The 24,722-nt window shown below is 56.4% G+C and carries 21 protein-coding genes, 1 other RNA gene and 1 riboswitch; of the genes, 4 read left to right on the top strand and 18 right to left on the bottom strand.

Annotation, left to right across the window (positions count from 1 at the left end; translation table 11 throughout):
- Positions 1 to 157 precede the first annotated feature (157 nt).
- A riboswitch (SAM riboswitch) is annotated at positions 158 to 249 on the bottom strand.
- Positions 250 to 470: 221 nt separating this feature from the next.
- The 8 genes from G536_RS0110805 to G536_RS27400 form a co-directional block, all read right to left on the bottom strand.
- Positions 471 to 1,220, bottom strand: coding sequence for an EcsC family protein (locus G536_RS0110805; protein WP_022823613.1), 750 nt, complete (start codon positions 1,218 to 1,220; stop codon positions 471 to 473).
- 158 nt (positions 1,221 to 1,378) lie between these two features.
- Complete coding sequence (locus G536_RS0110800; RefSeq protein WP_022823612.1) at positions 1,379 to 2,239, bottom strand: SDR family oxidoreductase; 861 nt, start codon at positions 2,237 to 2,239, stop codon at positions 1,379 to 1,381.
- 168 nt (positions 2,240 to 2,407) lie between these two features.
- Positions 2,408 to 3,277: an AraC family transcriptional regulator gene (locus G536_RS30580; protein WP_022823611.1), complete on the bottom strand. Its 870-nt coding sequence runs from the start codon at positions 3,275 to 3,277 to the stop codon at positions 2,408 to 2,410.
- Between the two features lie 126 nt (positions 3,278 to 3,403).
- Positions 3,404 to 3,817 carry a type II toxin-antitoxin system VapC family toxin gene (locus tag G536_RS31425; RefSeq protein ID WP_022823610.1) on the bottom strand — a complete coding sequence of 138 codons (414 nt, stop codon included), beginning with the start codon at positions 3,815 to 3,817 and terminating at the stop codon, positions 3,404 to 3,406.
- Positions 3,810 to 4,016, bottom strand: a complete 207-nt coding sequence (locus tag G536_RS0110785) for a hypothetical protein (RefSeq protein WP_022823609.1) — start codon at positions 4,014 to 4,016, stop codon at positions 3,810 to 3,812. Before G536_RS0110785 ends, G536_RS31425 begins: the two co-directional genes overlap by 8 nt.
- 346 nt (positions 4,017 to 4,362) lie before the next feature.
- The gene (locus G536_RS0110780; protein ID WP_033370050.1) at positions 4,363 to 5,388 is read right to left on the bottom strand and encodes a Gfo/Idh/MocA family protein; all 1,026 of its coding nucleotides are present in this window, start codon (positions 5,386 to 5,388) and stop codon (positions 4,363 to 4,365) included.
- Positions 5,389 to 5,548: 160 nt separating this feature from the next.
- A complete protein-coding gene (locus G536_RS0110775; protein WP_022823607.1) occupies positions 5,549 to 6,352 on the bottom strand; it encodes a M48 family metalloprotease in 804 nt (267 codons plus the stop codon).
- A gap of 115 nt (positions 6,353 to 6,467) precedes the next feature.
- Positions 6,468 to 7,631, bottom strand: a complete 1,164-nt coding sequence (locus G536_RS27400) for a DegT/DnrJ/EryC1/StrS family aminotransferase (protein ID WP_245575794.1) — start codon at positions 7,629 to 7,631, stop codon at positions 6,468 to 6,470.
- A gap of 161 nt (positions 7,632 to 7,792) precedes the next feature.
- On the opposite strand from G536_RS27400, the gene G536_RS0110765 reads away from it, so the two are divergent.
- Complete coding sequence (locus G536_RS0110765; protein ID WP_022823605.1) at positions 7,793 to 8,728, top strand: hypothetical protein; 936 nt, start codon at positions 7,793 to 7,795, stop codon at positions 8,726 to 8,728.
- Between the two features lie 156 nt (positions 8,729 to 8,884).
- Here the strand turns inward: G536_RS0110765 and G536_RS0110760 are convergent, their stop codons facing one another.
- From G536_RS0110760 to G536_RS0110740, 6 genes are all read right to left on the bottom strand, one after another.
- Positions 8,885 to 9,778 (bottom strand): glycosyltransferase, encoded by an 894-nt coding sequence (locus G536_RS0110760; protein ID WP_022823604.1) that lies wholly within the window; start codon positions 9,776 to 9,778, stop codon positions 8,885 to 8,887.
- Positions 9,779 to 9,828: 50 nt separating this feature from the next.
- The gene (locus G536_RS0110755) at positions 9,829 to 10,521 is read right to left on the bottom strand and encodes a cell division ATP-binding protein FtsE (protein ID WP_022823603.1); all 693 of its coding nucleotides are present in this window, start codon (positions 10,519 to 10,521) and stop codon (positions 9,829 to 9,831) included.
- A 103-nt stretch (positions 10,522 to 10,624) separates the two neighbouring features.
- A complete protein-coding gene (locus tag G536_RS0110750) occupies positions 10,625 to 10,828 on the bottom strand; it encodes a hypothetical protein (RefSeq protein WP_022823602.1) in 204 nt (67 codons plus the stop codon).
- Positions 10,829 to 10,925: 97 nt separating this feature from the next.
- Positions 10,926 to 11,582: a fructose-6-phosphate aldolase gene (gene fsa / locus G536_RS0110745; RefSeq protein WP_022823601.1), complete on the bottom strand. Its 657-nt coding sequence runs from the start codon at positions 11,580 to 11,582 to the stop codon at positions 10,926 to 10,928.
- 212 nt (positions 11,583 to 11,794) lie between these two features.
- Positions 11,795 to 11,891: signal recognition particle sRNA small type (gene ffs / locus G536_RS31420), an RNA gene on the bottom strand.
- A 207-nt stretch (positions 11,892 to 12,098) separates the two neighbouring features.
- The gene (locus tag G536_RS0110740) at positions 12,099 to 12,572 is read right to left on the bottom strand and encodes a carboxypeptidase-like regulatory domain-containing protein (RefSeq protein ID WP_084708569.1); all 474 of its coding nucleotides are present in this window, start codon (positions 12,570 to 12,572) and stop codon (positions 12,099 to 12,101) included.
- Positions 12,573 to 12,821: 249 nt separating this feature from the next.
- Between G536_RS0110740 and guaA the strand changes: the two genes are divergently transcribed.
- Positions 12,822 to 14,354: a glutamine-hydrolyzing GMP synthase gene (guaA, locus tag G536_RS0110735; protein ID WP_022823599.1), complete on the top strand. Its 1,533-nt coding sequence runs from the start codon at positions 12,822 to 12,824 to the stop codon at positions 14,352 to 14,354.
- A 33-nt stretch (positions 14,355 to 14,387) separates the two neighbouring features.
- Here guaA and G536_RS30575 read toward each other — a convergent pair whose 3' ends face one another.
- Both G536_RS30575 and G536_RS0110725 read right to left on the bottom strand, forming a co-directional pair.
- A complete protein-coding gene (locus tag G536_RS30575; protein ID WP_022823598.1) occupies positions 14,388 to 16,280 on the bottom strand; it encodes a DUF4153 domain-containing protein in 1,893 nt (630 codons plus the stop codon).
- Positions 16,281 to 16,409: 129 nt separating this feature from the next.
- On the bottom strand, positions 16,410 to 16,733 hold the full coding sequence (locus G536_RS0110725) for a DUF6686 family protein (RefSeq protein ID WP_157530555.1): 324 nt from the start codon (positions 16,731 to 16,733) through the stop codon (positions 16,410 to 16,412).
- A gap of 207 nt (positions 16,734 to 16,940) precedes the next feature.
- Between G536_RS0110725 and G536_RS0110715 the strand changes: the two genes are divergently transcribed.
- Positions 16,941 to 20,174: an AsmA-like C-terminal region-containing protein gene (locus G536_RS0110715; protein ID WP_022823596.1), complete on the top strand. Its 3,234-nt coding sequence runs from the start codon at positions 16,941 to 16,943 to the stop codon at positions 20,172 to 20,174.
- Between the two features lie 150 nt (positions 20,175 to 20,324).
- Positions 20,325 to 21,038, top strand: a complete 714-nt coding sequence (locus G536_RS0110710; RefSeq protein ID WP_022823595.1) for a GAF domain-containing protein — start codon at positions 20,325 to 20,327, stop codon at positions 21,036 to 21,038.
- Between the two features lie 37 nt (positions 21,039 to 21,075).
- Here G536_RS0110710 and G536_RS30570 read toward each other — a convergent pair whose 3' ends face one another.
- Together G536_RS30570 and dgt are read right to left on the bottom strand one after the other, a co-directional pair.
- A complete protein-coding gene (locus tag G536_RS30570) occupies positions 21,076 to 23,175 on the bottom strand; it encodes a tetratricopeptide repeat-containing sensor histidine kinase (protein WP_084708568.1) in 2,100 nt (699 codons plus the stop codon).
- A 90-nt stretch (positions 23,176 to 23,265) separates the two neighbouring features.
- Complete coding sequence (dgt, locus tag G536_RS0110700; RefSeq protein WP_022823593.1) at positions 23,266 to 24,678, bottom strand: dGTP triphosphohydrolase; 1,413 nt, start codon at positions 24,676 to 24,678, stop codon at positions 23,266 to 23,268.
- Positions 24,679 to 24,722: the final 44 nt, after the last annotated feature.

The raw sequence follows: 24,722 nt of genomic DNA, 5'->3' as shown, positions 1-24,722 counted from the left end.
TGCTTTACGTAGCAACTACCTTTTCAGCTTAAAAAGAGGGCGTGCCTCAACAGCAACAACACCCTCTACGCCAACCAATGATGGTAACGCTGGCACAAGCAGCAGAAAAGGCGTCAATAGGAAAGCAGGAATCAAGCAAACAGGCCACGGCAACTTGTTTTTATATGGTCAGGAGTTGGCACCGTTCCGCGGATTGCGGGGGTTGCCGGCGCTTCGTCGAGCCTGTCTCTCAGCGCCTCTGTATAAAAACAATCCTTTGTCGGTAAAGAATTGGTGCGGCAAAGGTACACCCGGACCGCGCGCATTGCCAAATAGGCGCTGGCCCCACCACAAGAAAAGCAAACCCTACGCCCAGGTAGCAGAAAGCCACGTTGCACGCCCATAAACCCACTCGGGCACGGAGCCTACTGGCGCCTTGCTGCGCTGGTAGGCTCCGTGCCCGAGCAAGTATGAAACAGAAGCAAATGGTATCAGGCGGGCAGGTTTGCGGGAGTGCTGTTGGTGGCCGCGAAATACCGCAGGCGGTAGCAGTTCATGGCCGTTTCGCCGAGTTGTTCCAACAGCCGGTAGTTGGCTACGGCGCCCACCGCCGCCCCAATAACCGGAACCAGTTGCGCCAGCTTGGCCAGGTCGATATAGTCGCGGTACTCCTGCTGGAACGTGCGCCAGTCGAAGGCATTGACATCGGCGGGCAAGGTTTGCCGGTAGTTTTCCCAGTCGGCGAGGCGGCGGTAGATGTCGTTGCGCGTGTGCTGGCTGCTAAACGCAAGCTGAAACACGTACAGCAGAAAGAGCCGCTCGGAATAGTCTTTCACATCGTGGCCATAGAGGGCGGCTACATCAAAGAGCAGCTTGAGCTTGATGCCGAGCAGCAGCGGAAAATCGGCAAGACCCAGAAAAAAGCCCCCGGCACCCGTTATGGCCCCTTCGGCCGTAGCGGCATTGCGGTAGTGCCGAATGCGGGTTTGCACGGCTATTTCGCGCTCGGGCAGCGGCATATCCGCTACGGGCAGGCGTGTACTGTAGGTGGAGCCAAACAGCACGGCTTGCACCATCTGCTTGATAGTAGCCGTAATGGCTACATGCACCTTCTCGGGGAGTAAGTTATTGAGGCGAGCTTGCACCCGCCGGGCCACGCGGTTCAGCAAGGAAGGGTGCCGCTGCATCCGCCGCTGCCATTGTAAGAGTTGTGCGTAGGCTTGTTCTTCCTCGAGGGTCATAGTTGAAATGCTAGCCTGAATCTAAAAATTGTGCCTTACAAGTCGTGCCCTTGAAAGCGGGAAAGTGGGTTGCGTATGGAACTCCCTAGCTAGGAGTTTCCGTACGCAACCCACTTATCCTCTAACGGCAATGCAAGGCCGGCCGGCGAAAATGGTCTTTACAACTTATACACTGCTCTAATTCCATCTGTCAGGGAAACCGGCTGCCGGCCCAATGCAGTTGCCAAGTCCGAACTGACTTCCGCTTCCTGGCCGTGGCTGATATCCGTCATAAACCCGATGGTGCGCTCAATGGCTAGTTCGGGTACTCCGCGTTGTTGCATACCAGCGGCAAAAACAGTTGGCTCCACGGCTGTGTATCCCACTTCTTTCCCCGTTATGCTCGTCAGGGCAGCGGCTACGTCATCGAACGAATATGCCTCGGGGCCGGTGAAGTGGTAAATGCGGTTCGCGCAATCCGCTTGCAAGAGCACGTTGGCAATGGCTTCGCCCATTTCGCTACGTAGAGCATAGGCCACTTTCCCCTGCCCTGCTGGTAGTAGAATACCCGTTTCCAGCACGTTGGGGCCCGTAAACAACAGCAGCGTATCCAGATACAGAATGTTGCGAAAGAAAACATACCCCAGCCCGCTCGCCCGAATGTAGTCTTCGGTTTGAAAGTGGCGGACCATCAGTTGGTTGGCGAGGGTGGTGGGGTCTTTGAGGGCCCGGCTGGTGTACGCCAGGCACTGCACGCCGGCTCGCTTGGCGGCGTCCACTACGTTGTAATGCTGTTGCAGCGCGTCATCTTCCCCCCCGCCCGAAATCAGCAGCACTTTTTCGATGCCCTGCATGGCTCGGTCCAGCGAAGCCAAATCGTCGTAGCTGCCGAGGCGCAAACTTACCCCCTGTGCTTGCAGGTCGGTAGCTTTGTGCTCGTCGCGCACCAATGCAGCTAGCTGCGTGGCACTGGTTTTCTGCAACAGGGTTTGCAAAACGGCTGTTCCCAATTGGCCGGTAGCACCAGTTACTAAAATCATAAAATGGAATTTTACGTGAGAAATAAACCGACTTCAGGCGGCATGAACTCCACCGGCTCAACACCCAAGCAGAATTCGCTGAAGTAACGGCTGCAAAATTCCACGCTGTGGCCCAACCACAGAATGGCCGGATGGCGGCAGAATGTGGCTGAAAGGCGGCAACCGCGCTTACCCGGCCTGCCGATACGCTGTAGGAGAAAGTCCCGTGCTTTTCTTGAAGAACCGACTGAACGCAAACTGGTCGGTGAACTGAAGGCTAGCCGCCACCTCCTGCACGGGTAGGGCGTGGTTTTGCAGCAAGGCCTTGGCTTCGAGCACCACGGCCTCGGCTATCCAGTCGCTGGCGGTGCGGCCGGTAGCTGCTTTTACCAGTTCCGTGAGGTATTTCGGCGTAATGCACAGCGTGGCGGCGTAGAATTGCACGCTTCGCATGGAAATGCAGTGCGTTTGTACCAGTTGCCGAAAAGCGTCGGTTAGTAGTTGGCCTCTGTTGGTAGTGGCGGCCGGAAGTTCGGGAGGCTGCTGGTCGTAGAGAGCTCCTATTTCGTAGAGCAGACTAGCAATAATGTTCTTTAAAATATTGTCGCGCTGAGCGTTCGGTGTGCCATACTTCTGTTGCAGAAACCGAAAGGAAGCAGCAATGCTAGCCGCCTCCGTAGCGGAAAGAGGCAGTACATGAACCGGAGGTGCCACAAAAAAGCGCAGCTTTCCCGTGGCAGCATTGTTGGTTGCAATGAAATCCTTGGTGAAAAAGACCGATAACGTTTCGTAGTCCTCGGCAACATACAGCCACTCTTTGACTACATTCGGCGTGGCTAGAATCAAGCAGCCGGGAGTTACAACGTACGTTTCCAGGTTCACCTTCAGTTCGGCTTTCCCGCGTAGGCAGATACTGATCTTGTAGTAGTCGCCCCGATACAGGAGGTTAAGCGGAATCTTCGGTTTTGCCCCCGTGTAGTCAGGGAAGTACACTTCCGTGCTAGCACTTTTGCCACCCGAAAACGCCTGTAGCCGATAGGTTGGGATATGTTCGCTCATTGGAATGGCAGCCGTAGCGTGATGGCCGCAGCCAAGCTACTACATGCTGCGTTCAGTGTTCCAACAACCAGCTTTCTTGAGTGAAGTTATTGCGGCAATAGGCTACCCCAAACGCCCTTTTGCGGGCTACAACTCAGCCACTACCACTACCTGTATCTCGCGGATAGGCTTCAGGTTCTTGTCGTTGGTTAGAAATACGTCGCAGCCGGAATTAACGGCGGTGGCTACCTGCATGGCATCTACGCCTTTCAAGCCGGCGTACCGGGCTTGCAATTGATACGCCAGGGTGGCCGTGGCAAGGTTGATTTCGCGCATCTGGAAGTCGAAATCCCGGAGCAGGTCGTCGAAATCGAGCAGCAAGTCGGGGCGGCCCAATTGCTCCGGCTTGGCGCAAAACTCGGTGTAGGTGAGCACGCTGGTTTCCAGCAGGGCATTATCGGTCAGCGACTGAGTTAGATAGTCAGCTACCTTCTGATAATAACCCGAATGGTTTTCAACCAAATAAATGAATGGCGCGGTATCGAAGAAGATTCTAACCACGCGTATCCTGGCGCATTTGCTGTACATATTCCTGAGCATCCATCGACCAAATGCCGCGGCCTTTGCCCCGGTACTTAGCCAGCAGCTTGGTGGCGCGGCTAATGTTGCTCATGCGCCGGGCTACTTCCTGATAAATCACCTCTAGCTCGGTAGGAGGCAGTAAATCAATTTCCTGAATGATTTGCTCTGTTAAGCTCATAAACTTCCGTGAGGGTGGTTTTCCGGTACGAATTGGGTGGTTGGTACAGGTTGTGCTATCGGCAAGATACACATCTTTCCAATATCCTGTTCATTCATTGGTTACTACAAAAAATAAATAAAAGGACATAAATCCTACGCGTAGCACAATTATTACGCAGTTTTATGAGCTGCTGTTGGTTTCGTTGCTAAGGCCGAACTGCTTTTTAGAGCCATCGATTCAGCGCAGACTCTTTAAAATCAACCCAATACGCTTTCAACTTCTCCTGCGTGTTCCTTTCCTGTATCCGCTTCACACGCCTTGCCCTCTCTAACCGTGGCAATGCCCTGCTTTGGTGTGTTGCCGCTTATTTCAGGCTGTAAATACGCTCGATAATTTCCACTACTTTCAGGCCTTCAAGGGCGTTAGTGGTAGCAAAGCTGCGTTTTTGCACCGTATCCACCACGTTTTCGATTACCTGCACGTGGTTAGCAGCACTGCCTTGGTAGGGGCCATAATCGTTGGCGGGGTTGGTAGGCGGTAGTTGCGGCATGGTGTAGTCGCGCAAGTGGCAATACTCCACTTTATCCATATACTGGCCCCCGAGGCGCAGGCTACCGTGCTCGGCCACCACTGTGAGGCTGCTTTCCAGGTTTTGGTCCCAGACGGCGGTGCTGTACTGCAAGGTGCCACTGCCACCGCGTACCAAATCAAACGTTACTAGGCCGCTGTCCTCGAAATCGGTGAGGCCGGCGTGGTTGAAGTTGCGGAATCGGGCGGCCACGTTGGTGATGTCGCCGAACACCCAATAGAGCAGGTCGATGAAGTGGCTGAACTGGGTGAAGAGCGTGCCGCCATCCTGGGTTTGGGTGCCCTTCCAGCCGCCGGGCTTGTAGTAGCGCGCGTCGCGGTTCCAGAAGCAGTTGAACTGCACCATATAGATTTCTCCCAACCGGTTTTCCTCATACACCTGCTTCAGCCAGGCTGCCGGCGGCGAGTAGCGGTTCTGCATCACCCCGAACACCAGGCGCCCGGTCTGCAACGCGGTGTGCACCACGGCTTCGGCATCGGTCTTGCGCAGGGCAATCGGCTTCTCGATAACTACGTGCAAACCGTGCTGTAAACCAGCTATAGCTTGCGGGGAATGCTGGTAATTTGGTGTAGCTATTGTGAGTACATCGGCCGTAGAGGCACTTTTCAGGTACTGCTCTAGGGAAGAAAAGAACGGAATGCCTGGATGTTCCATGGCCAGCTCGGCTGCTAGCTCCGCCCGAATATCAATGAGGGCAACCAGCTGCGCGCCCGGGTGCCGGGACACCAACGAGGCGTGGCGGCGGCCAATATGGCCCACGCCGCAGATGGCAAAACGAACTGGAGAAACAGAATCAGCCAATGGCGTAGAAGGAACAGGACCGGAAAACAGCGGCAAGCTGCGAAAAAAGCGGCTTTTTTCATCTATTAACCCCAGCACCTGGCGCAAACAAATACAGCGCCCCGGCGCGTGGCAGAATACTCCACACGCCGGGGCGCTGTCTCAACTTGGTAAGCTAGACTTATAGAATCCGCTTCAACTCCTCGAAGTTTTTGTTGCTAACGGTGCGGTTGGTGCACCCGAGTTGCTGCGCGCTTTTCTGAATATTGGTGACGCGCGAGCCAGGATTGGGGTGCGTACTCAGGAACTCGGGCGTGCCGCCTCCCTGCTTTTCGGCTTTAATAAAGAAGCCTGCCGCTCCGTCGCAGGCGTAGTAGCGGGTACCGTTGAGGTAGATGGTGGAGTATTTATCGGCCTCAACTTCATAGGTACGGCTGAATTTCAACTGCCCGATGCCAGAGGCCAACTGCACCAATTGGTTGGGATTGTTGCCGAGCACAATGTTGGTGAGCAAGCCAATGCCATATTGCTTTTGTATCAGCTGCGAGCTGTGGCGTCGGTCGGCGTGGGCAATTTCGTGGCCCAACACCCCGGCCAGTTGGTTTTCGTTGTCAAGAAATTTGATCAGGCCCGAAAACACATAAATGTGGCCGCCCGGTGTGGCAAAAGCATTTTGGGTAGCATCGTCCTTGATGATCTGCACGTCCCACGGGAACTGGGTGCGGTACTTCAGGTTGCCATTGTCAAGGACGCGTTTCACTACGCCATCAAGGAGCTGGTAGGCGCGGGCGTTACTGGAACGGGCCAGCAGCTGACCCTTGGCACGGTACAATGAATCGGTTTGGCGGGCCACCTGCGCTCCCAGGTCAATGTCTTGCTGTACAGAGAAGAGGATAAAGCCTTGATTGGGTTTGGTAACGGCGGCAGTGGTAAGTGTGGCTACGGCCGCAAGGGGCAGCAGTAGTTTAAGAGACGGACGGCGCATAGAAAAAGGTAGAGCTTGAAAAAAAGAGATTCTACGGCGGAAAAGAAAAAACAGTGCCAACCCAGCATCATTGCCGGTTACAGTACAGCCTCAGCTACCAGACACCGCGCTGACGTTAGGTGAAGGCCACAGCTCCACAGCGCACTGTTTCGGCCACATAGGCTACCTGCTCGTCATCTAGCGTAGGATGGATGGGGATGGACAGCACAGTCCGGCATAGCTGTTCGGCCACCGGAAATTGGCCCGGCTGGTAGCCCAAATACTGATAGGCTGGTTGTAGGTGGTTGGGCAACGGATAATACACCATGCTGGGCACTCCGCGCTGCTGCAAATACTGCCGTAATGCCTCCCGCCGGCCCGGCTCATCGGCCACGGTGAGAGTGTATTGATGAAATACGTGCGTACTCCGCGGGTCCCGAGTTGGAATTGTCAGCCCCGGAACACCGGTTAGGCCCGCATCATAACCGGCCGCAACACGCTGGCGGGCCGCAGTCCATTGGGGCAGATGGTGCAGCTTCACGCGCAGTAAAGCTGCCTGGAGCGTATCGAGGCGGGAATTGAGGCCGATGTGCTCGTGGTGGTACTTCTGGGTTTGGCCGTGGTTGGCAAGCTGGCGTAGGTAGGTGGCACGAGCCGGGTCCGGCGTGAATAAGCCCCCCCCGTCGCCCATTGCCCCTAGGTTTTTGCTAGGAAAGAACGACGTAGTGCCCACCTCCCCCACCGTACCCGCCACCCAGGTTTCGCCGGCGGTAGTAGTAAAAGTAGCACCAATGGCCTGCGCGTTGTCTTCTATCAGCGCCACGCCGTGCCGAGCCGTGAGTTGGCGCAAGGCCTCTAAATCGGCACACTGCCCGAATAGGTGCACCACGATAACCGCGCCGGTGCGGGGCGTAATAGCTGCTTCCACGGCCACCGGGTCGAGGTTGAAGGTATCGGGGCAAACATCGGCGGGCACAGGCACGAGGCCGAGCACGGCGGCAGCTTCCAGCGTGGCCACGTACGTGAAGGCGGGCACAATTACCTCTGCTCCTGCTGGCAGCTTCAAGCTCATAAGGGCCAGTTGTAGCGCATCGGTTCCATTGGCGCAGGGCACCACGTGCGGGCCGCCCAGGTAGGCGCTCAGTTCGGCAGCAAACTGCCCGACGGCCGGTCCCTGGATGAAAGCGGCTTCCTGCATACTCTGCTGCCAGGCCGCATCTAGCTCGGGTTGGATGGCGGCATGCTGAGCGCGCAGGTCTAGCAGATGAATGGGCGCGCAGGGAAGAGGCAAATCAGGCACAGGCAATAACAAGGAAAGGCAAGTCTCAAAGATAGAACCCAGCCCGACACCACAACCAGTCAGCGTAACCCGAAGTGAAATCAATCCGTTAGCGACCCAATAGGCACTTGCTATTGTTCAGCTGCCTCCCGGTTTGTTCTCTCCCTAAATATACCATTGCCATGTTCAGAAAAACACTCACCATTAACGCGTTGTCGGCTATCATGCTGATGGGCGGCGTTGCTTTCACCCAAACCAGCTGTTCGCAGGCTGATAAGAAAGAGGTAGCCGGCGAAAGCGACCAGGCGTACCAGGATTTCCAAACCTTCGTGTCGGACACTGAGGCTAAGGCCGATGCCGTTGCCAACGAAACCGAGGCCGACTACGAGCGGGAAACTTCCCAGCTGAAATCCGACTTCGACGCTAAAGTAGCGGCCGTAGATAAGTACGCTGACCAGTACGACGATGCCCGCCGCCAGGAAGTAGAGGCGCTACGTACGCGCTACACCACTGCCTACGATAAGCGCGAAGCCGCTTGGAGCAGCCGCTCGGCTACTGCCAGCACTGCTACCGGCACCGACGCCGCTGGCATGGCCACCAGCACTGCGGCCTCGAAGCCCGGCAAATACTACAAGCCCATGAGCCCAGCGGCGCAGCTCACCGCCGCCAACGCCCGGACGACTTACGAGAAGTTCGTGCAGAACATCAAGCAGAACGAAGACCGGTACGACATCGACGATTGGCGCTACATCAACACCGAATGGCGCGCATTGGATGAAGCCTACGACAAAGTGAAAGGCGACATCCCAGCGAAAGATCTAGCTGAAATACAGAAGGAAAAGCTGAAATACGCCGCCTTTAAGTCTTTCGATAAAACCGAAGCCCGCGTTGCGCAGGGCGCTGACGCCGTGAACGGCGAAGCCAAAGAAGTGAAAGCTGAAACGGCCGACGAGCGTAGCAAAGTTGGTCAGGCTGTCAGCAATACTGCTTCCGATGTGAAGGAAGCTGGTAAAGATGTTGGACAAGGTGCAGCCAAAGTAGGCAAGAAGGTTGGGGGCGCTGTAAAAGGTGCCTACAAAGACGTGAAGGCCGAAGTGAAGAATACCGACAACGACTAGCTGCTACAGCTTTCCGTTAAGCAAGTAAAAGAGCCGGCTTCGTTAGGAGCCGGCTCTTTTGTGTTCTATAACCAAAGGCACGTCATCTGATTCCGTTCGTGTGCTACTCAGCCGTGGACTTTCAGGTCGGCAAGCGAATCAACTGATTGTGAACAACTATTTCGCCAGCTCCGTCAGGATCCAATATAGTTTCAGCGCATCCAGCTGGCGCAGGCTGGGGTGCTTGGAAAGCAAATTGTGGCGCACCCGCATCTGCCGCAGCCGAAAAGCCGCGCGAACTGCTTCGGCTAAGCCCCAGCGGCGCAGTTGTAGGGCGGCCTTTAAGAGTTTGGTGTCACTGCCTAAGCCTTCTGCCCGGTAAAGCAGCGCTAAGTTGCGCACGGCTTGGTGGCTTTTTCGCAGAAACACGGTAGCTGGCTCCAGGCCATCATGCAAAACAGGGTTATCGAGGTGCCGGACCGCAATGCCGGCTTCCCGCAGCAGCCACCCGAACTTGGTGTCCTCGTGGCCGTAGCGGGTGAGTTGCTCATCCAGCCCGAAGCGCCGAAACACGTCGGCTTGCACCAGCATGTTATTGAGAGTTAGTTGGCCATGCGGGGCGTGCTGCCGCACCGAAGCCGGCCGTGCCTCCCGCTGCCGCCCGTACAACCACCGCAGGTGCAGTTCGGGCAGGCGAGGTGCGGTACGCTCGTAGGTGGTACCGCCCACCAGCACCGGCGCTTGGGCACGAGCCGCCGAGTAGCGCGCTAAGAAGTGCGAATCGGGCAGTAGACTATCGTTGTCGAGGAGCAGTAGCCACTCGTGGCGAGCGGTGCTGGCCAGGCGGTTACGAATGGCAGCCCGGCCTACGTTGTGTGGTAGCTCCTGGTAACAAATCCCCGGCAAAGCGGCCAGTTGCCGGTTTGGTAGCCGCTCCTCTTCCCGACTTCCGTCGTCTAAGCACATTATTTCCACTGGCCCGTCCCAGTCGGGAGCTTGCGCCTGCAATGCTAGCACCAGAGCCGTCACGTTGCGGTTATACACCGGAATCAGCACAGAGAGTCCGGACATTTTCAACGAAAGATTTAGGAGGTAAAAACTAAAAGTCTAGCGTTAGTCAATCAGTCTTTCAACTGAAACGGCGTGGTAGCGGAATCAACCAGCTGCCCCTCTTCGCACTTCAGCACCCGATTAGGGTATTGCCTAATAATCTGATAGTTGTGCGTAGCCATGAGCACAGCCGTACCCGAGTTGTTGATTTCCACAAACAAGCGCATGATGCTGTCGGCTACGTCGGGGTCGAGGTTGCCGGTGGGTTCGTCGGCTAGCAAAAGTAACGGCTCGTTGAGTAGGGCCCGCGCAATTACCACCCGCTGCTGCTCCCCACCCGAGAGTTGGTGCGGCATCTTGCCGGCTACATTGGCCAGCCCTACGCGCATCAGCACCTCGGAAATGCGTTGTTGCTTGCGGGCTTTGCCACTCCAGCCCGTTGCGTTCAGCACAAACAGCAAGTTTTCGGCTACCGTCCGGTCGAAGAGCAACTGAAAATCCTGGAAGATGATGCCCAGCTTGCGGCGCAGATACGGCACTTTGCCGCTGCTCCCGATTTTAGGCAAAGCAAAGCTGGCAACGGTACCCGTACCGGAACCCAACTCCAAGTCGGCGTACAGGGTTTTCAGCAATGAGCTTTTGCCAGAGCCCGTGCGGCCCACCAGGTACACAAACTCGCCTTTTTCCAGCGTAAACGTCACCTTCTGCAAGATGGTATTCACATCCTGCATGATGTACGCATCGTGCAACTCAATAACGGCCATGTTTTTATTGCTTGGTGCTTGGTGCCTACCTCCTAGTAGCTAGAGCCTGCGTATCAATTATTTTTTTAAGGACAACCGAATACTCTAAGCACTAGGCACTAGACTATATTTCCAGTTTTTGCAGCTTGCCAAAGGCCAGGCCTTCAATAACGGCAGCTAAGGCTATTTCCTTGTTTTCGAGGCCGTAGCGGTGCAAATCCTTCAAAGGTCGGTCGGCCCGGAAGTAGGCAATCAGCACGAAATTCTCGTCCCGCAACTGAATGTAGTCCGGAATTTTGGCCTTGCCTTTTACTTTGATGATGTACATAAGCGAGGAGCTAGAAATTAGAAGCCAGAAGTTAGGAACCCAGACGATTTGTTGATCATTCCAGCCCTAGCTTCTAACTCCTAGTTCCAGAAGAGGGTTATCCGTTTACCTTTTTGTGGTCGGCTAGGAAAGTAGCGAGGCCTTTGTCGGTGAGGGGGTGGTTGAGCAGACCGGTAATAACGTTGAGCGGGCACGTTACTACATCGGCACCTAGCTCGGCGCACTGAATCAGGTGTGGAATGTGGCGCACCGAGGCCGCCAGCACTTGCGTGGGGTACCCGTAGTTCGAGAAGATGTCCACGATTTGCTGAATCAGCTGCATGCCATCGGCCCCAATATCGTCGAGGCGGCCTACGAAGGGCGACACGTAGGTGGCACCAGCTTTAGCAGCCAGCAGCGCCTGCCCGGCCGAGAAAATCAGGGTGCAGTTGGTTTTAATGCCTTTATCGGTGAAGTAGCGAATGGCCTTCACACCGTCCCGAATCATGGGTACTTTCACCACAATGTTGGGGTGCAGCTCCGCTAGTGCTTCGCCTTCCCGGATAATGCCCTCGTAGTCGGTGGCAATTACCTCGGCCGATACGTCGCCATCTACCAGTTCACAAATTTGCTTGTAATGCGCCATTACGGCATCAGTACCCTTGATGCCTTCCTTGGCCATCAGCGAAGGATTGGTAGTTACACCATCGAGCACACCCAGTTCCACGGCTTCCTGAATGTCTTTCAGGTTGGCGGTATCAATGAAAAATTTCATGCGGCAGCGAAATCAGTTAAAAACAACTCCCAAAGCTACTCACTGATTCAGCGGATTCTTCGAATTGCACGGATTTTGTACCGCTGGCTGCTATAGCCGCAGTAATGGCCAGCCCCTGAAAACACGAAAAGCGGCTGATATAGCCGCTTTTAATTGAAAATTGGGAACTTCACGAAGCCCGACAATTCAATAATCCGTTGGGGTATGGGCAAAAAAAAGCGAGCCAAAATCGCACCGCTCAACCGTTTACCCTTGCTACCTTCCGGTCCTGGGGGAGTTCAACAGGAGCTGGTCGTTCTGACTCGCCGGGTGCAAAGATACACACGATTTGCGCGGCTGGTACTGGTGCCCTGGCTTTTTTTGCGTTTATAGTATCTACACGCAGATAATCAGGCGCTTTTATTTCACTTGCCCGGTGCATTACCTCAAATCGGTTTCCTGCTACACGTAAAAATGCCGCATTATTTAGCGCTCGGCTAAATAATGCGGCACTTTGCCAGACAGCAACCTTGCTACTTAGTTGCGCCAGGCTTTTTCAGCGGTTTTGCCTTGCTTCTTCAGCTTCCGCTCATAGTTGTCGATAAACTCCATTTGGAACGTTATCGGGTGGCCGTATACTGCTTTCTGTTGAATGTCGTTGCAGCCAGCGTAGGTAACCAGCAGCACAGGTGAAATGCTTGTGGAATTGATAATGTACTCTCCCTCCGCATTGGTAGTGGTGGTGGTGCTGAATTGGTTGTTACCAGTAATTATTGATATCACCGCTCCAGCAAGCGGCTCCCCTAACTCATCAACAACAGTCCCTTTGAAATCTTTAGCTTCCAGAACTTCCGCTTTTGCGTCCAGGCTTGGCGTAGTTCGCGTGTTCATAGCAAGCACATTCTTTGGCAACACTGCACCCGAAGAAAGTGAAGCATTTTGCTGAGCTATGGCAGCAGTCGACAAGAGGAGGCTGGTCGCACCTAGAGTGATGAGTAGAGAAAGTTGCATGCGGGATAGGAGTGTGTGGTAGGAGGAGCGGTTTAATCAGGTAGAACTGAAACAGGTTTCAGTTGTCAACCGTTGATTAGTGTTACAAATATATATAGCATAATTATATAATCAATGTATAAGACAATTATTTTTTCTACTAATCCAATACCGTTGCACATTTTTTATATTATTCAATGAATGAGTAGGGAAATAGGCTTGTGGCACTAGGTTTTTTTGTGCTCCTCCTGTCCGTGCTTACCTTTGCCTATGCCTCAACAGATTCTGATTCTCGATTTTGGGTCGCAGTACACCCAGTTAATTGCCCGGCGCATTCGGGAATTGAATGTGTACTGCGAAATTCACCCTTATACGCACGCCCCGGCCCTCACTGAGGATATCCGGGGCGTTGTGCTTTCCGGCTCGCCCTGCTCCGTGCGCGATGCCGAATCGCCCAACCCTGACCTTTCCAGCTACTTAGGTCAAGTGCCGGTGCTGGGCGTGTGCTACGGCGCGCAGTTGCTAGCGCACCAGCAAGGCGGCGAGGTGCTGCCCGCTACCATCCGGGAGTACGGTCGGGCCCGGCTAGCCCACGTCAACCACGAGAGCCCGCTACTGCACGGTGTACCCACCGAGTCGCAGGTGTGGATGTCGCACGGTGATACTATCAAGCACCTACCGGCTGGCTTCGACATTATTGCCAGCACGCCCGAGGTAGATGTGGCAGCATTCAAGATTGAAGGGCAGCCCACCTACGGGATTCAGTTCCACCCTGAGGTGACGCACAGCACCGACGGCAAAACGCTGCTCCAGAACTTTGTGGTGAACATCTGTGGCCTCGACCAGAGTTGGACGCCCGAGCACTTCGTGGACAGCATGGTGGAAACGCTCCAACGCACCATTGGCGAGCAGGACCAGGTGATACTGGGCCTGTCGGGCGGCGTGGATTCTTCGGTGGCGGCGCTGCTGCTGCACAAGGCCGTTGGCAGCCGGCTGCACGGAATTTTTGTGAACAACGGGCTGTTGCGCAAGGATGAGTACGAAGATGTGCTGCACTCCTACAAAGACCTGGGCTTGAACGTGCTTGGTGTGGATGCCTCGCAGGAGTTCTACAACGCCCTGGCTGGCCTCACCGACCCTGAACTAAAGCGCAAAGCTATTGGCCGCACCTTTATTGAGGTGTTCGATAGGGAAGCGCAGAAAGTGGACGGCGCCCGTTGGCTGGCCCAGGGCACGATTTATCCCGACGTAATCGAGTCGGTTTCGGTGCACGGCTCGTCGGTCACCATCAAGAGCCACCACAACGTGGGCGGGCTGCCCGAAAAGATGAACCTGCGGATTGTGGAGCCGCTGCGGGCTTTGTTCAAGGATGAAGTGCGCGAGGTCGGTCACACGCTGGGCTTACCCACCAACATCCTACACCGCCACCCCTTCCCCGGCCCCGGCCTGGGCATCCGCATCCTCGGCGACATTACGCCCGCCAAAGTGGATTTGCTCCAGCGCGCCGACGCCATCTTCATCAACGGCCTGAAAGCGCACAACCTCTACGACAAAACCTGGCAAGCCGGCGTGATGCTGCTCCCCATCCAGAGCGTGGGCGTAATGGGCGACGAGCGGACTTACGAGCAAGTAGTAGCCCTGCGCGCCGTAACCAGCGTGGACGGCATGACGGCCGACTGGGCGCACCTACCCTACGAGTTCCTGGCCGAAATCAGCAACAAAATCATCAACCAGGTGCGTGGCATCAACCGCGTGGTGTATGATATTTCCAGCAAGCCACCCGCAACTATCGAGTGGGAATAGCGAGTAGCTGAGTAAAGGGCCGCTAGCGCAATGCTAGCGGCCCTTTTTTGTTTGTTCGGGACGTTCGCGCAATTCCAGCAGGGCCTCTCCTTGGAAGTTGTAGAACACCGTGTCGTGCTGTTGCCGCCGGCTTAGCTGCTGCAAATAGACCGAGAGTGTAATGCCAGAGGTAGCAGCTTGCAACGTCAACCGCTTTGGCATTTCTGCGGAACGGTCTGGGTTTTGGCCATGCACACGCACCATCGAATCGGCTACTGGACCGGGCGATACGCGAAGTTGGCGTTGCCACGTGCTGTCGGCGCGCAATTGCTCTAAGTAGATGTCGTGTCCTTGGTTGGCAGCTCGTAGCCGGAACGTGCCTTCCCGCGCGGGCACTTCCGTTAGCACATTATCAACTGGAATATCATAGCGCTGTAAGTCAACGTTCTGCAACCAATAACGACCGCGCCCAAGCGCTTGAAATGTGGAGCGAGAATAGAAGTTAGCCACCATCTCCTCTTCCTCCTCTGTATCGTAACGAGTGTAGCGAGGAATACCGCTCACCTCATACAGCCGGTCATCAATCCAACTTCTCTGTTCCCACTCCTTCTTAGCACGCAGTGAATCAGGCGGCACTAAGCTGGCAACAAAAAACGGCTGTAACTGCTGCACGGCGTTCCGGTCGGCGAAGAAGTCGAAAACGGAAGCCACCCGCTGCTTAGCGCTTTTAGCAAGCTTCGGTAGCCGCTTACCCACGCCATCCAGCTTGCCGTTTTGCAGCAGCTTGTATTGGGCAGCTAGTTTCCGCAGCTGGTTGAACTGGCTCCGCTCGGCTACGGCAAAGGCGCTCCACGGCCCGGCAGCTGCCAGAAACGCAATAAGCGCCAAGGAAGCCGGAATCCAGATGATGCCCCTACCCTGCCGCAGCAGAAAGTAAGTGGCCATGATGGCTAGCCACGCCGCCAGTACCAACACGAAATACCGCTCCTCGGTGATGCCGTACGCCCGGATGCGGGTGCCAATAGCCACGGCCAGCAGCCCCAGCAGCGGAAATAGCGCCCGGTAAAACCAACGGGAAAATGTACGAATCCAAGTGTTATCGGCATCGTCGCGGACGGGGTGGATGAGCAGCAGCGCGAAGATACCGGCCACTGCCAAGGCCAGCACCAGCAACGATACCCACCCTTTAGGCAGGGTTTGCAACACTAAAATCCGGGCCAGATAAGCGTACAGAATGGCCAGATACAGCACCACGAGCGGCAGCAGCACAAACTGCGTAAACAGCTTCAGCGCCTTCGGATAAGGCGCTTCCTGCTCCAACGCCTCGAAATTGTGGGGTACGCCGGCCAGAAAAAACCAGGTATTGAACACCGTGGCCAGCACCACAAACAGGTAGCCGTAGAGGTGCTCATCCAGCTTTACCTCGAATAGATTGTCGATGGCCGTTAATGCCAGCGCACAGCCCGCAAACAGTACTCCGGAGTAGAGCCCGGCCGTGAGGATGCGCAAAAACAAGGTTTCGTTGTAGCGCCAGAAGCCGGGCGTATCGGCGCGGCGGCGCAGTTCGGGCAGGTAGGGCACCACGGCCACCAGCAGATGCAGCCCCAGTAGCAGCAATAGCAGGCGCTGTCCCCATATCTGGTTTAGCGCCGCGGGGCAGAGCCCGTACCACACCGCCAGCAGGCCCACCGCGCCCACCTCGGCCAGCACTCGTACCATTATGGGCCAACGGTACCGCTCGGCCGCCAGCGCCACGCTCAGCGTGAGCGTGAGCCCCAGCGCCCCAGCCGATGCCAAAGGCACCAGCCATTCGTAGGTGATTTTTTCATTGTAAATGGCATAAATACCAGTAACACAAAGCACCAGCGCGCACAGTAGGGTGAGTGGGAACCGGCGAACTACGCGGATGGCTTCAACCGCCACATGACTCAGGGAAGGAAGCTTCATTGCAAACTCTATAATTTTATAAGAGGAATAGTGGGCTTCAAGGAAGGCAAAAAACCCTGCTTCGCCTAAAGTCTGTCGGCCACCGCAGGCTACCTGATTACTTCCGCTCAGTGCTACGGCTAGTTTCGGTTATTCGGTTTGCGAGGCCAGCAACTGCTCCACTTCCAGCAGTAGCGCGGTATTTTCTAGAATGTCGCTGAGCTGAGTGAGTTCCACCAGCGAAAAAACCAGCGCCAAATGCGGAGCCGGGGTACGCAACGCAATGCAACGGGCTTCCGGGTCGTGGGTACGTAAGCAATGGTGCTGCCACGTATCCGTCACGACGCGGCGGAACTCGGCAAACTCGATAGGCGTGGCAGCTAGGGCTACGTTGCCAAAGCAAACGTGCAAATGGCAGGTGCGCGGGCAACGGGCGCAGTAGCCGAAGTCGTTATGATGAAAGAATTGCGCCATGAGTTGATGCAGTTGAAGGAGTGATAAGAAGCCAAAAGTAATATTATTTAGAATTTGTCTAAATATATTTTCTTTCGCCTTTTGCTCCCAGCAGGATTCTGGATTCTGAATTCCTAATGCCTTCTGGTCCATACCACAACAGTAGTTTTCACGTAGAACCCGCATCATCTTCTGCCTCCCCGCCCTGCCTACGCCGCCTCTCACCGCATGAAACGCCCTTCTATCCGTCAGCTGCTGGGCTTTTCATTGCTGGGCATTGTGGTTTTGGTGCTGGGAGCCCTGCTGCTGCTTAGCTCCAGCTGGGGCCGCCAGCGGGTGGCGCAGTTGGTCCGGGAGCGGCTGGCCCGCAATTCCGACTTGGTGCTGGCGCCGTTTGAGGTGGACTTCTCTCCTTTCCGCGACTTTCCAGATTTCACCGTTTCGTTGCGGCACTTCTACCTCACCGACACCACCGCCCGCGGTAATGTGCCCGTGCTACGCATTGAGCGGGCTGATGCACGGCTTCAGTTGCGAGAATTGTTGCACGGCCGGGTGAAAATCAACCACCTCACCCTGCACAACACCGAGTTCCGGCAGCTCACCGACTCCACCGGCCAAGACTGGGGCCTGCACGGCAAGGGGGCCCGGCGCTCCTCGGCCAGTTCCCCCCCCGATTTCGACCTTGACTCGCTTACGCTAATAAACTTCCGCGTAACAGACCGCAACGACTTTCAGCACAGTGGTTTCGAGGCGTTTGTATATCGAGCGCGGCTGCGGGCCCGGGGGCGGGCGGGTGTGGCGCAGGTGCGGGGCCTGCTTGATGGGCAGCTGGTGTTTCTGCGTAGCGGCCGGGGCAATTTGTTTGAGCAGGAGCCGGTGCGGGCACAAGTCAGCTACCAGTACGATTTCAAACAGCGCAAAGGCACATTTCTGCGTACCCGAGCCACGCTCAACGGCGACACTGTGCTCATCAGAGGAACGCACCAGGCGCCGCCGCCCGGCCAGCCGCGCGGCACCCGACTCAATTTGCGTATGATAGGCGCGCAGCCCTTACTGGAAGTGCTGCACGTAGCCTTACCGCCTGGTCTGCACCAATACCTGGAAGGCGCCCGCAGTTCCAGCCACGCCCGCATCTGGTACACTATTAAGGGGTTCAGCGGCCCCTCTGCTCGGCCGCGTACCGTCTTGAAATTCAGATTGCAAAACGCGCAGATTCAGTGGGCCGACTCCACCCGGCGCATTCGCCGCTGGGATGCCCGGGGCACCTTCGACAACGGCCCCGAGCACGATTCTCGTACTACTTCGCTCACCTTCGACCAATGCCGGTTGTACTCCACGGCCGGGGAGTTGGACGCCGCCCTTACGGCGCGCAACTTTCTGCGCCCGGTGCTAACCGGACGGGTACGGGGCCGCACAGAGTTGCAAACCCTAGCAGCAGTGGTGGCGCCGGGTCTTTGGCAGGCGCGGCAAGGCACTGCCGCCCTCGATTTGCGCTTCAACGGGCCGCTGCCGGAAATTCCCAAGCAGGCAACCCGGCGCGCCGTGCGGGCTCGCAACATCGAGTTGCCGCCCCTAGCCGTGCGGGGTACCATCACGCTCCAGAATGCCTCGTTCCGGGTGCCCAGCCGTGGGGCCGATATGTCGGGGCTGAACGTGAAGCTAGGGTTGCTCGACAGTTTGTGGCAGCTAGAAAACCTGTCGGGTCGCCTCAATGGCATGCAGGTAAAAGCCAATGCTACTACCACGTATCTGCTGTCGTATTTCAACGGGCAGCACCCGATTACAACGGTGAAAGGCACGTTTGCGGTGGATGAGCTACGGCTGGACCGGCTACGCCAGTTGATGACCCCACCAGTAGGCCAGCCCCACCGTGCACCCCGGCCGCGCAAGCCCGGCCGCACCCGCAACCAAGAGCTGGCGGCTAGGGCTATGAACCTGCTGCCGCCGGGCCTGCGGCTGAATATTCGGCTGGAATGCGGCAAACTGGTACTGCCCGCCGACACGCTGTACCAATTAGCTGCTACGGTCCGCCACGACGGCCGCTACGTGCAGCTTACCAACCTGGAAACTCGCGTATGGGGTGGCCAAGCCAGCGGCGCCGTAAGTTGGCCTACCGACACGCTGCATTTGCAGCCAGTAGCCATGCGGCTGGCTTTGCGCTTCAACACCATTGAGTACCGCCGCCTGCTTACCCTCCTGGACCGGGAGCCACGCCGCACTGCCTCATCGGCCACCCCCGACCCTAGCCTGCGCGAAGTGGTGCTGGCCGCCAATGGGCAGATAGTAGCCACGGTGAAAACCCTGACTCTGCCAGCCGGCGAAAACCTGACTAACCTGCGCCTCCGGCTTGATAAGAATGGGCCTTCTTTCCGAATGCCGTACCTGAATTTTGAAACCAGCGCCGGGGGCTTTGGGCGCGTCAGCGCCACGGCCCAACTTAACCAGGGCAAGCTAGCTGCCGCTACCGCCGACATCAAGCTGCGGTATGCGCTGCTTGATGTGCAACAGCTTTTGCGGCTGCTGGCCGCCTTGAGTCCGCCACCTTCTGAAGGCAAGCTGGCCAACTCCAGCCGTCTGCGCCCGGTTAAGTCGCCGTTCGTTGATGGCACTGTTACGGCGCAGGTGCAAGTTGCGGCCGAACAAGTGCGCTACGGGCTGTTACGGGGCCGCAATTTTCGTTTGGTCAGCCACTTAGAGCCGGGGGGCGCCCGACTGGAAAACTGTTCACTACAAGCTTTCGGTGGCTCGATTTCGTTGCAAGGACACATGCAAACCGATGCCGGCCCCAACCACCATCCGCTACGCGCCCAGATGCGGCTACAGCGTATTGAGTTGCCAGCGTTGTTTCAGTTGGTGGAAGCCCTCCAGTTTGATGTGCTGCGGGCCGATAACGTGCGGGGCACCATGCAGTGTGAGGCCGACGTACGCACCGACCTTGATGCCGCATTTTTGCCTAAACTGACCCGCACGCACGCCTACCTGAAAACTGACTTACGCAACCTGGAACTGCTGGATGTAGATGCGTTGACTCAAGCCCTGCGGTTTCTGAGCAACAAGAAAACCAATCATTTATATTTCGAACCAGTGAGCCCACGCTTCCTTCTGGATGGCAACCGGCTTCTTGTGCCCAGCATGCATCTCAATAGTAACCTAACGGACTTGGCAGTAAGCGGCGAGTACTACCTCAATGGGCAGGCTAACCTGTATCTGGGTTTCAGCCCCATGCAAACGCTGTTCGGCAACAACGAAAAACGCATAGAACGGATTCAGAGCGGTGAGGCTACTCACCGTCCTAGCAAAGGATTGATATATGTGCATCTGAGTCGTCCGCCCAAAAGCAAATACAAAGTGCAGCTTTTCAAAAAACAGGAGCAGCGCCAACAACAGGAATACCTGCAGCAGCAATACCATAACCTATTGCGCACCCAACGCTTAGATACCACACTTCGACTGTTGCGCTAAGAATCAAATCCCGCTATGTGAACAATTAAAGAAATAATATATCCTTACAAAGAACCATAACGAAGGCCTTTGATCTTGCCAGTTTAAGCAGCAAATTGTCTTACGTATTAACCTTATATGTAATTAGCTTACTGTTAAAAAGCACATCTTATGGCTTCAGTTTCTCAGTTACTGATACCTGCCGATGAAACCCAGCGCTTGGGTTCTATCCGGCACTATGATGTGGCTAATTCATTGCAGGAAACAATTTTTGGTGAGTTTGTTTCGCTCACTGCCCGCATCTTCAGCTTGCCTATTTCCTTGATTGCTCTTGTGGAAGAAGAGCAGGTGCAGTACACAGCAAATTTTGGGCTGCCCACCGTGAAGTCGCAGCCCCGCGAAGAGGCGCTGTGTTCAACGGCCATTCTGCATAATAAAGCGGTTGTATACTCTGATTTAGCCACCGAAACCTCGCCGCTCATCACCCGCGACGCGGCCGAGGCTGCCAACAACAAAGGGCTGCGCTTTTATGCGGCTGCTCCCATACGCATGCTCGATGAGCGCCGCATTGGCTCCTTGTGCGTAATTGACCGGCAGCCACGCCCGTTCAGCGCTGACGAGCGGGCACTCTTAGAGCGCATTGCCACCCTAATCAGCCAGATGGTGGCTGTTCGGTACTGCTGCTTGGCTACGCCTAGTTTGGGCCTGACGCAGTGGCAACTCATGCGCGAACAGATTCAGGAAGAAATACAGGGGTTGGCTGCGTTGGTTCGCTACCTTATCACGCGGCACGGCACCCAAATACCCGTTTCGCAGGACATGCTAACGCTGATTACACGGCGCCTCAACGATTTGAGTGTAATCTTGGACCAGTACGAGACCTAAGCAACTTCTTCCACAAGCCGGCATATAGCCGCCACTTTTAGGCAGGCAGCAGAATGACAAATTCCGTGAACTCGCCTTCCTTGGTGTCTACTTGCAGCATGCCACCGTGGCCTTTGGTGATGGTATCGTGCGCCAACGACAACCCAAGACCCGTTCCTTTGCCAAGGGGTTTGGTAGTGAAAAACGGCTGAAAAATCTGCCGCTTAACTTCTTCCGTCATACCAGTGCCATTGTCGTGGATCCGGATGGCTATCTGACCGTTGGCCCGCTCGGTGCTTACGCGCAACACGGGCTGATACCCAATAGCAGACTGATTCTGTTGGGTTTCCAGCGCGTGCAGCGCATTGGTAAACAGGTTGAGCAGCCCCCTTCCTATTTCGGCTGGCACCACCGCCACCTGCCCTGCTGCGGCATCGAAGGCAGTATGAATAGTAGCCTGAAAAGGCGGCTCTTTGCTTGCAGCTATCTGACTGGCCAGCAGCAAATTTTCTTCAACCAAGGCATTGATATTCACTGACTCGCGCTGGGCGCTGCCGGTGCGGGCGTGTACCAGCATGTCGGCAATGATGGAGGAAGCGCGCTGCCCATGCTGGCTGATTTCCTGCAAGTTCTGCTTGAGACCCGCCATAATCTCCTGCTGCAACTCCGCTGATGCTGGGTCGGTGGTGGGGGTACCGTGGCTGTCGTGGTCAAGCAGGGCTACGCTAACTTCGGCAAACTTCTTCATGAAGTGCAGCGGATTTTGCAGCTCGTGCGCAATACCAGCTGATACTTCTCCTACAAACGCCCACTTCTCGGCCGCTACTAGCTGCTTTTGCGTTGCTACCAGCTCGGTCTGCTGCTTTTCTAGCAGAGCGTAGGCTCGCTGTTTTTGCTGGTTATTACGCCAAAGCACTGCGCTTAAGCCCCCCACCAGCAGCAGCCCTACTAATGAGACTGAAAGCAGCCATTGTTGCTGACGGTTTTTCTGCTGAATTAACTGCTGGGTACGGGTGAGCTGTCTGATGCGGGCCTGCTTCCGGTCAAGCTCGTAGCCGTATTGCAAAGCGGCAATCCGCCGAATAAGGTCGCGGCTACTGAGGCTGTCCTGGTAGATGGTGAACAGGCGCTGGTAGCAGTAAGCCGCCGAAAAGCTGTTGGTTGTTGCGCTGGCCTGAGCAAGCACCTCGCTCACGTCGCGAATGTTTTCTTTGGTGCCGCTTCGCAGGCTGGCCTGTAGGCTAGCTTTGCCATAGTAAATGGCGCTATCGGGGCGGTTGGTGTGCAGGTGGGCACGAGCCAGTACCAGCTGTGTCCAGGGCAGGTAGCCCACTACATCCAGCTGCCGCAATTGCCGCAGCACTTGGTAGCAGTAGGCAAACACTTCGTTGTAGCGGCCTTGGTGCTCGGCCATATCGGCTACGTTCATTTCCTCTACCAAGGCCCCTGGCTTGTCGCCGAGGCTGCGCGCCAGTAGCACGTCCTGTTCGTAGTAACGGCGGGCAACGGCCCACTTTTGTTGGGTGCGGTACAAGTCGCCGAGGCCGCGCAAACCTTGGGAAACACCGGATTGGTTGTGGTATCGGCGCGCCAGTTGCAGGCATTGCTCTAGATACAGGCGCGCCTTACTGTACTCTCCCACTTCGGTGCTGATGATACCCAGCTGTGCATTCATGAGCACCAGCCAATGCGGGTCGGCCAGCTTTTCGGCTAGCTGCAAGCCTTGCTGCGAATAGTCGAGCGCCTGTGTGTAGTTGCCCTGGCCAAAGAAGATATAGGCCAGATTGTAGGTACAGGCCAGCTGATTACGCAGGTCGTGCAGACGCTCAAATAACAGATGGGCCTGCTCGGTGTAGGTTTGCGCCAGGCTGTATTCATTGCGCTTCCGATAATAAAACCCCAGGCCTAACAGGGCTTGGGCTTCGCCAAGAGGATAGGCGAGCTGCCGCGCCAGGGCCAGCGCCTCTTCGAAGCTTGCCTTGGAAATGCGTGGAGCGGTGGAGCGTTGCTCGAAAGCCAAAGCGTTGAGCAAGTTCACCCGTGCCGTATCAGCCTGTGGATGAGTCCGAACCTGCACCTGCAACCGCTCCACTGCGGGCACCTGAGCCCAGGCAGTTGTACTCAGCAACAGGAGTAATAGCAAAAACCAAAGTTTCAAGGCAAATGGCGGAAACAGGCGGCACGACAGAATTGCACAAAGCTAACCATATTTCCACACCGCCATATTAACACCGGCAACAAGCTGCGGCTAGAATGCTTTTGGCAAACTCACGCCCCGAATGGTGCGAAACAGGCTAGCAGCATTCTGGTCGGTGAGGCCGCCGAGGTAGTCAGTCAGCAAGATGATCTGCTCGTACGCCGACAAGCCTTCCTGCGGCCCGATAGCGCGAAATTGCGCCGGTAACAACTGCTGCAACTTGCGCGACTGGGCGCTGCCGTGGGGGTCGAAGGTGGCATGCAGAAAGGCATCGAGCAAACCAGCCATTACCTCGAAACCAGCCGCCTCAATTTCCAGCACCGGCCGGCTCTGGTAGAGGTGCTCCACAGTCAGAGCATTCATGTGCTGGAGCTGCTCCCAGCAGTCGAGGTGCTGCACTAGGGGCTCATCGGCGCGGCCGTGCAGGAAGGCGGCGGCGCGGTCGGCGAAAAGCCGGGCCGTTTGCTGCACTAGCCGGTTGATGAGGCGTGCCCGCAGGTAGCCTAGCTCCTCACGCCAGTCGCGCCACTCCACCGAACCGCGCCGGCCGGGGGCGTCGCCTAGCAGGTCGCGCATCAAACTCAGGCCGGTTTCGCAGGGTATGAGCCCAAGTTTGAGGCCGTCTTCAAAGTCGATAATGCGGTAGCAAATATCGTCGGCGGCTTCTACAAGAAAAGCCAATGGGTGGCGGTGGTAGAAGCCAGCCGCAGCCCCGGCCGGCTTGGCCAGCAAGCCTAACTCTTGTGCTACTTCCTGGAACCGAGTGGCTTCGGTTTGAAAGTAGCCATGCTTTTTCTCGCTGGTGCCGTGGGTGCCGCCGGCTTCGTCGAACACCGAGGGGCGCGGGTACTTGGTGAAGGCGCCCAGCGTGGCGTACGTCAGCCCCAGGCCGGCCGAGCCGCTGCTGTGCGCCGCATAGGTGTGGGTAAGGATGCGAAAGCCAGCGGCGTTGCCTTCGAAGTGCTGCAAATCGGCACGCTCGGCGGCATCCAGCACCCGCACAAACGGCTCGGCGGCGGCGCTGCGGAAGTAGGTGGAAATGGCATCTTCGCCGGAATGCCCGAAAGGAGGATTCCCGATGTCGTGGGCCAGGCAGGCCGCCGCCACAATATCGCCGAAGTCGGAGTCTAGATGCGGCAGGGTTTGGGCTAAGCCCTCGGTTTCTTCGAGTAGCAACCGGCCTCCCAGGCGGCCCAAAGAGCGGCCAACGGAGGCGGTTTCCAAGGAGTGCGTGAGGCGAGTGTGCACAAAGTCGTTTTCGGGCTGCGGCATCACCTGGGTTTTGCGCTGCAACCGCCGAAACGCCGAACTGAACACCACCCGGTCGTAGTCGGCAATGAAGGCACCGCGTACGGGCGGCGCATCCGTTACAACGTGCAGTTGCGGTTGGGCGGGGTAGCGGCGGCGGCTGAGTAGCCGCTCCCAAGTCATGGCAGGCGTATCGGTAGGCGTCAGATGCATCATAAGGCGGCAAGGTAAAACGAAGGTGCTGAACTACCCCACCCCAT

Source organism: Hymenobacter norwichensis DSM 15439 (genome assembly GCF_000420705.1).
In the GTDB taxonomy this organism is placed as follows: Bacteria; Bacteroidota; Bacteroidia; order Cytophagales; family Hymenobacteraceae; genus Hymenobacter; species Hymenobacter norwichensis.
Note: the sequence above shows the minus strand (reverse complement) of the source record. Positions and strands in the feature narration are given on the sequence as shown.

Bases quoted from the DNA above. Each gene is read 5' to 3' on its own strand.
- G536_RS0110740 (WP_084708569.1), bottom strand. From the start codon at position 12,572: ATGCAACTTTCTCTACTCATCACTCTAGGTGCGACCAGCCTCCTCTTG.
- G536_RS0110755 (WP_022823603.1), bottom strand. From the start codon at position 10,521: ATGGCCGTTATTGAGTTGCACGATGCGTACATCATGCAGGATGTGAAT.
- G536_RS0110750 (WP_022823602.1), bottom strand. From the start codon at position 10,828: ATGTACATCATCAAAGTAAAAGGCAAGGCCAAAATTCCGGACTACATT.
- G536_RS0110800 (WP_022823612.1), bottom strand. From the start codon at position 2,239: ATGATTTTAGTAACTGGTGCTACCGGCCAATTGGGAACAGCCGTTTTG.
- G536_RS0110715 (WP_022823596.1), top strand. From the start codon at position 16,941: ATGAAACGCCCTTCTATCCGTCAGCTGCTGGGCTTTTCATTGCTGGGC.
- G536_RS0110760 (WP_022823604.1), bottom strand. From the start codon at position 9,778: ATGTCCGGACTCTCTGTGCTGATTCCGGTGTATAACCGCAACGTGACG.
- G536_RS30580 (WP_022823611.1), bottom strand. From the start codon at position 3,277: ATGAGCGAACATATCCCAACCTATCGGCTACAGGCGTTTTCGGGTGGC.
- G536_RS0110725 (WP_157530555.1), bottom strand. From the start codon at position 16,733: ATGGCGCAATTCTTTCATCATAACGACTTCGGCTACTGCGCCCGTTGC.
- G536_RS0110775 (WP_022823607.1), bottom strand. From the start codon at position 6,352: ATGCGCCGTCCGTCTCTTAAACTACTGCTGCCCCTTGCGGCCGTAGCC.
- G536_RS0110710 (WP_022823595.1), top strand. From the start codon at position 20,325: ATGGCTTCAGTTTCTCAGTTACTGATACCTGCCGATGAAACCCAGCGC.
- fsa (WP_022823601.1), bottom strand. From the start codon at position 11,582: ATGAAATTTTTCATTGATACCGCCAACCTGAAAGACATTCAGGAAGCC.
- G536_RS0110785 (WP_022823609.1), bottom strand. From the start codon at position 4,016: ATGAGCTTAACAGAGCAAATCATTCAGGAAATTGATTTACTGCCTCCT.
- G536_RS30575 (WP_022823598.1), bottom strand. From the start codon at position 16,280: ATGAAGCTTCCTTCCCTGAGTCATGTGGCGGTTGAAGCCATCCGCGTA.
- guaA (WP_022823599.1), top strand. From the start codon at position 12,822: ATGCCTCAACAGATTCTGATTCTCGATTTTGGGTCGCAGTACACCCAG.
- dgt (WP_022823593.1), bottom strand. From the start codon at position 24,678: ATGATGCATCTGACGCCTACCGATACGCCTGCCATGACTTGGGAGCGG.
- G536_RS0110765 (WP_022823605.1), top strand. From the start codon at position 7,793: ATGTTCAGAAAAACACTCACCATTAACGCGTTGTCGGCTATCATGCTG.
- G536_RS0110805 (WP_022823613.1), bottom strand. From the start codon at position 1,220: ATGACCCTCGAGGAAGAACAAGCCTACGCACAACTCTTACAATGGCAG.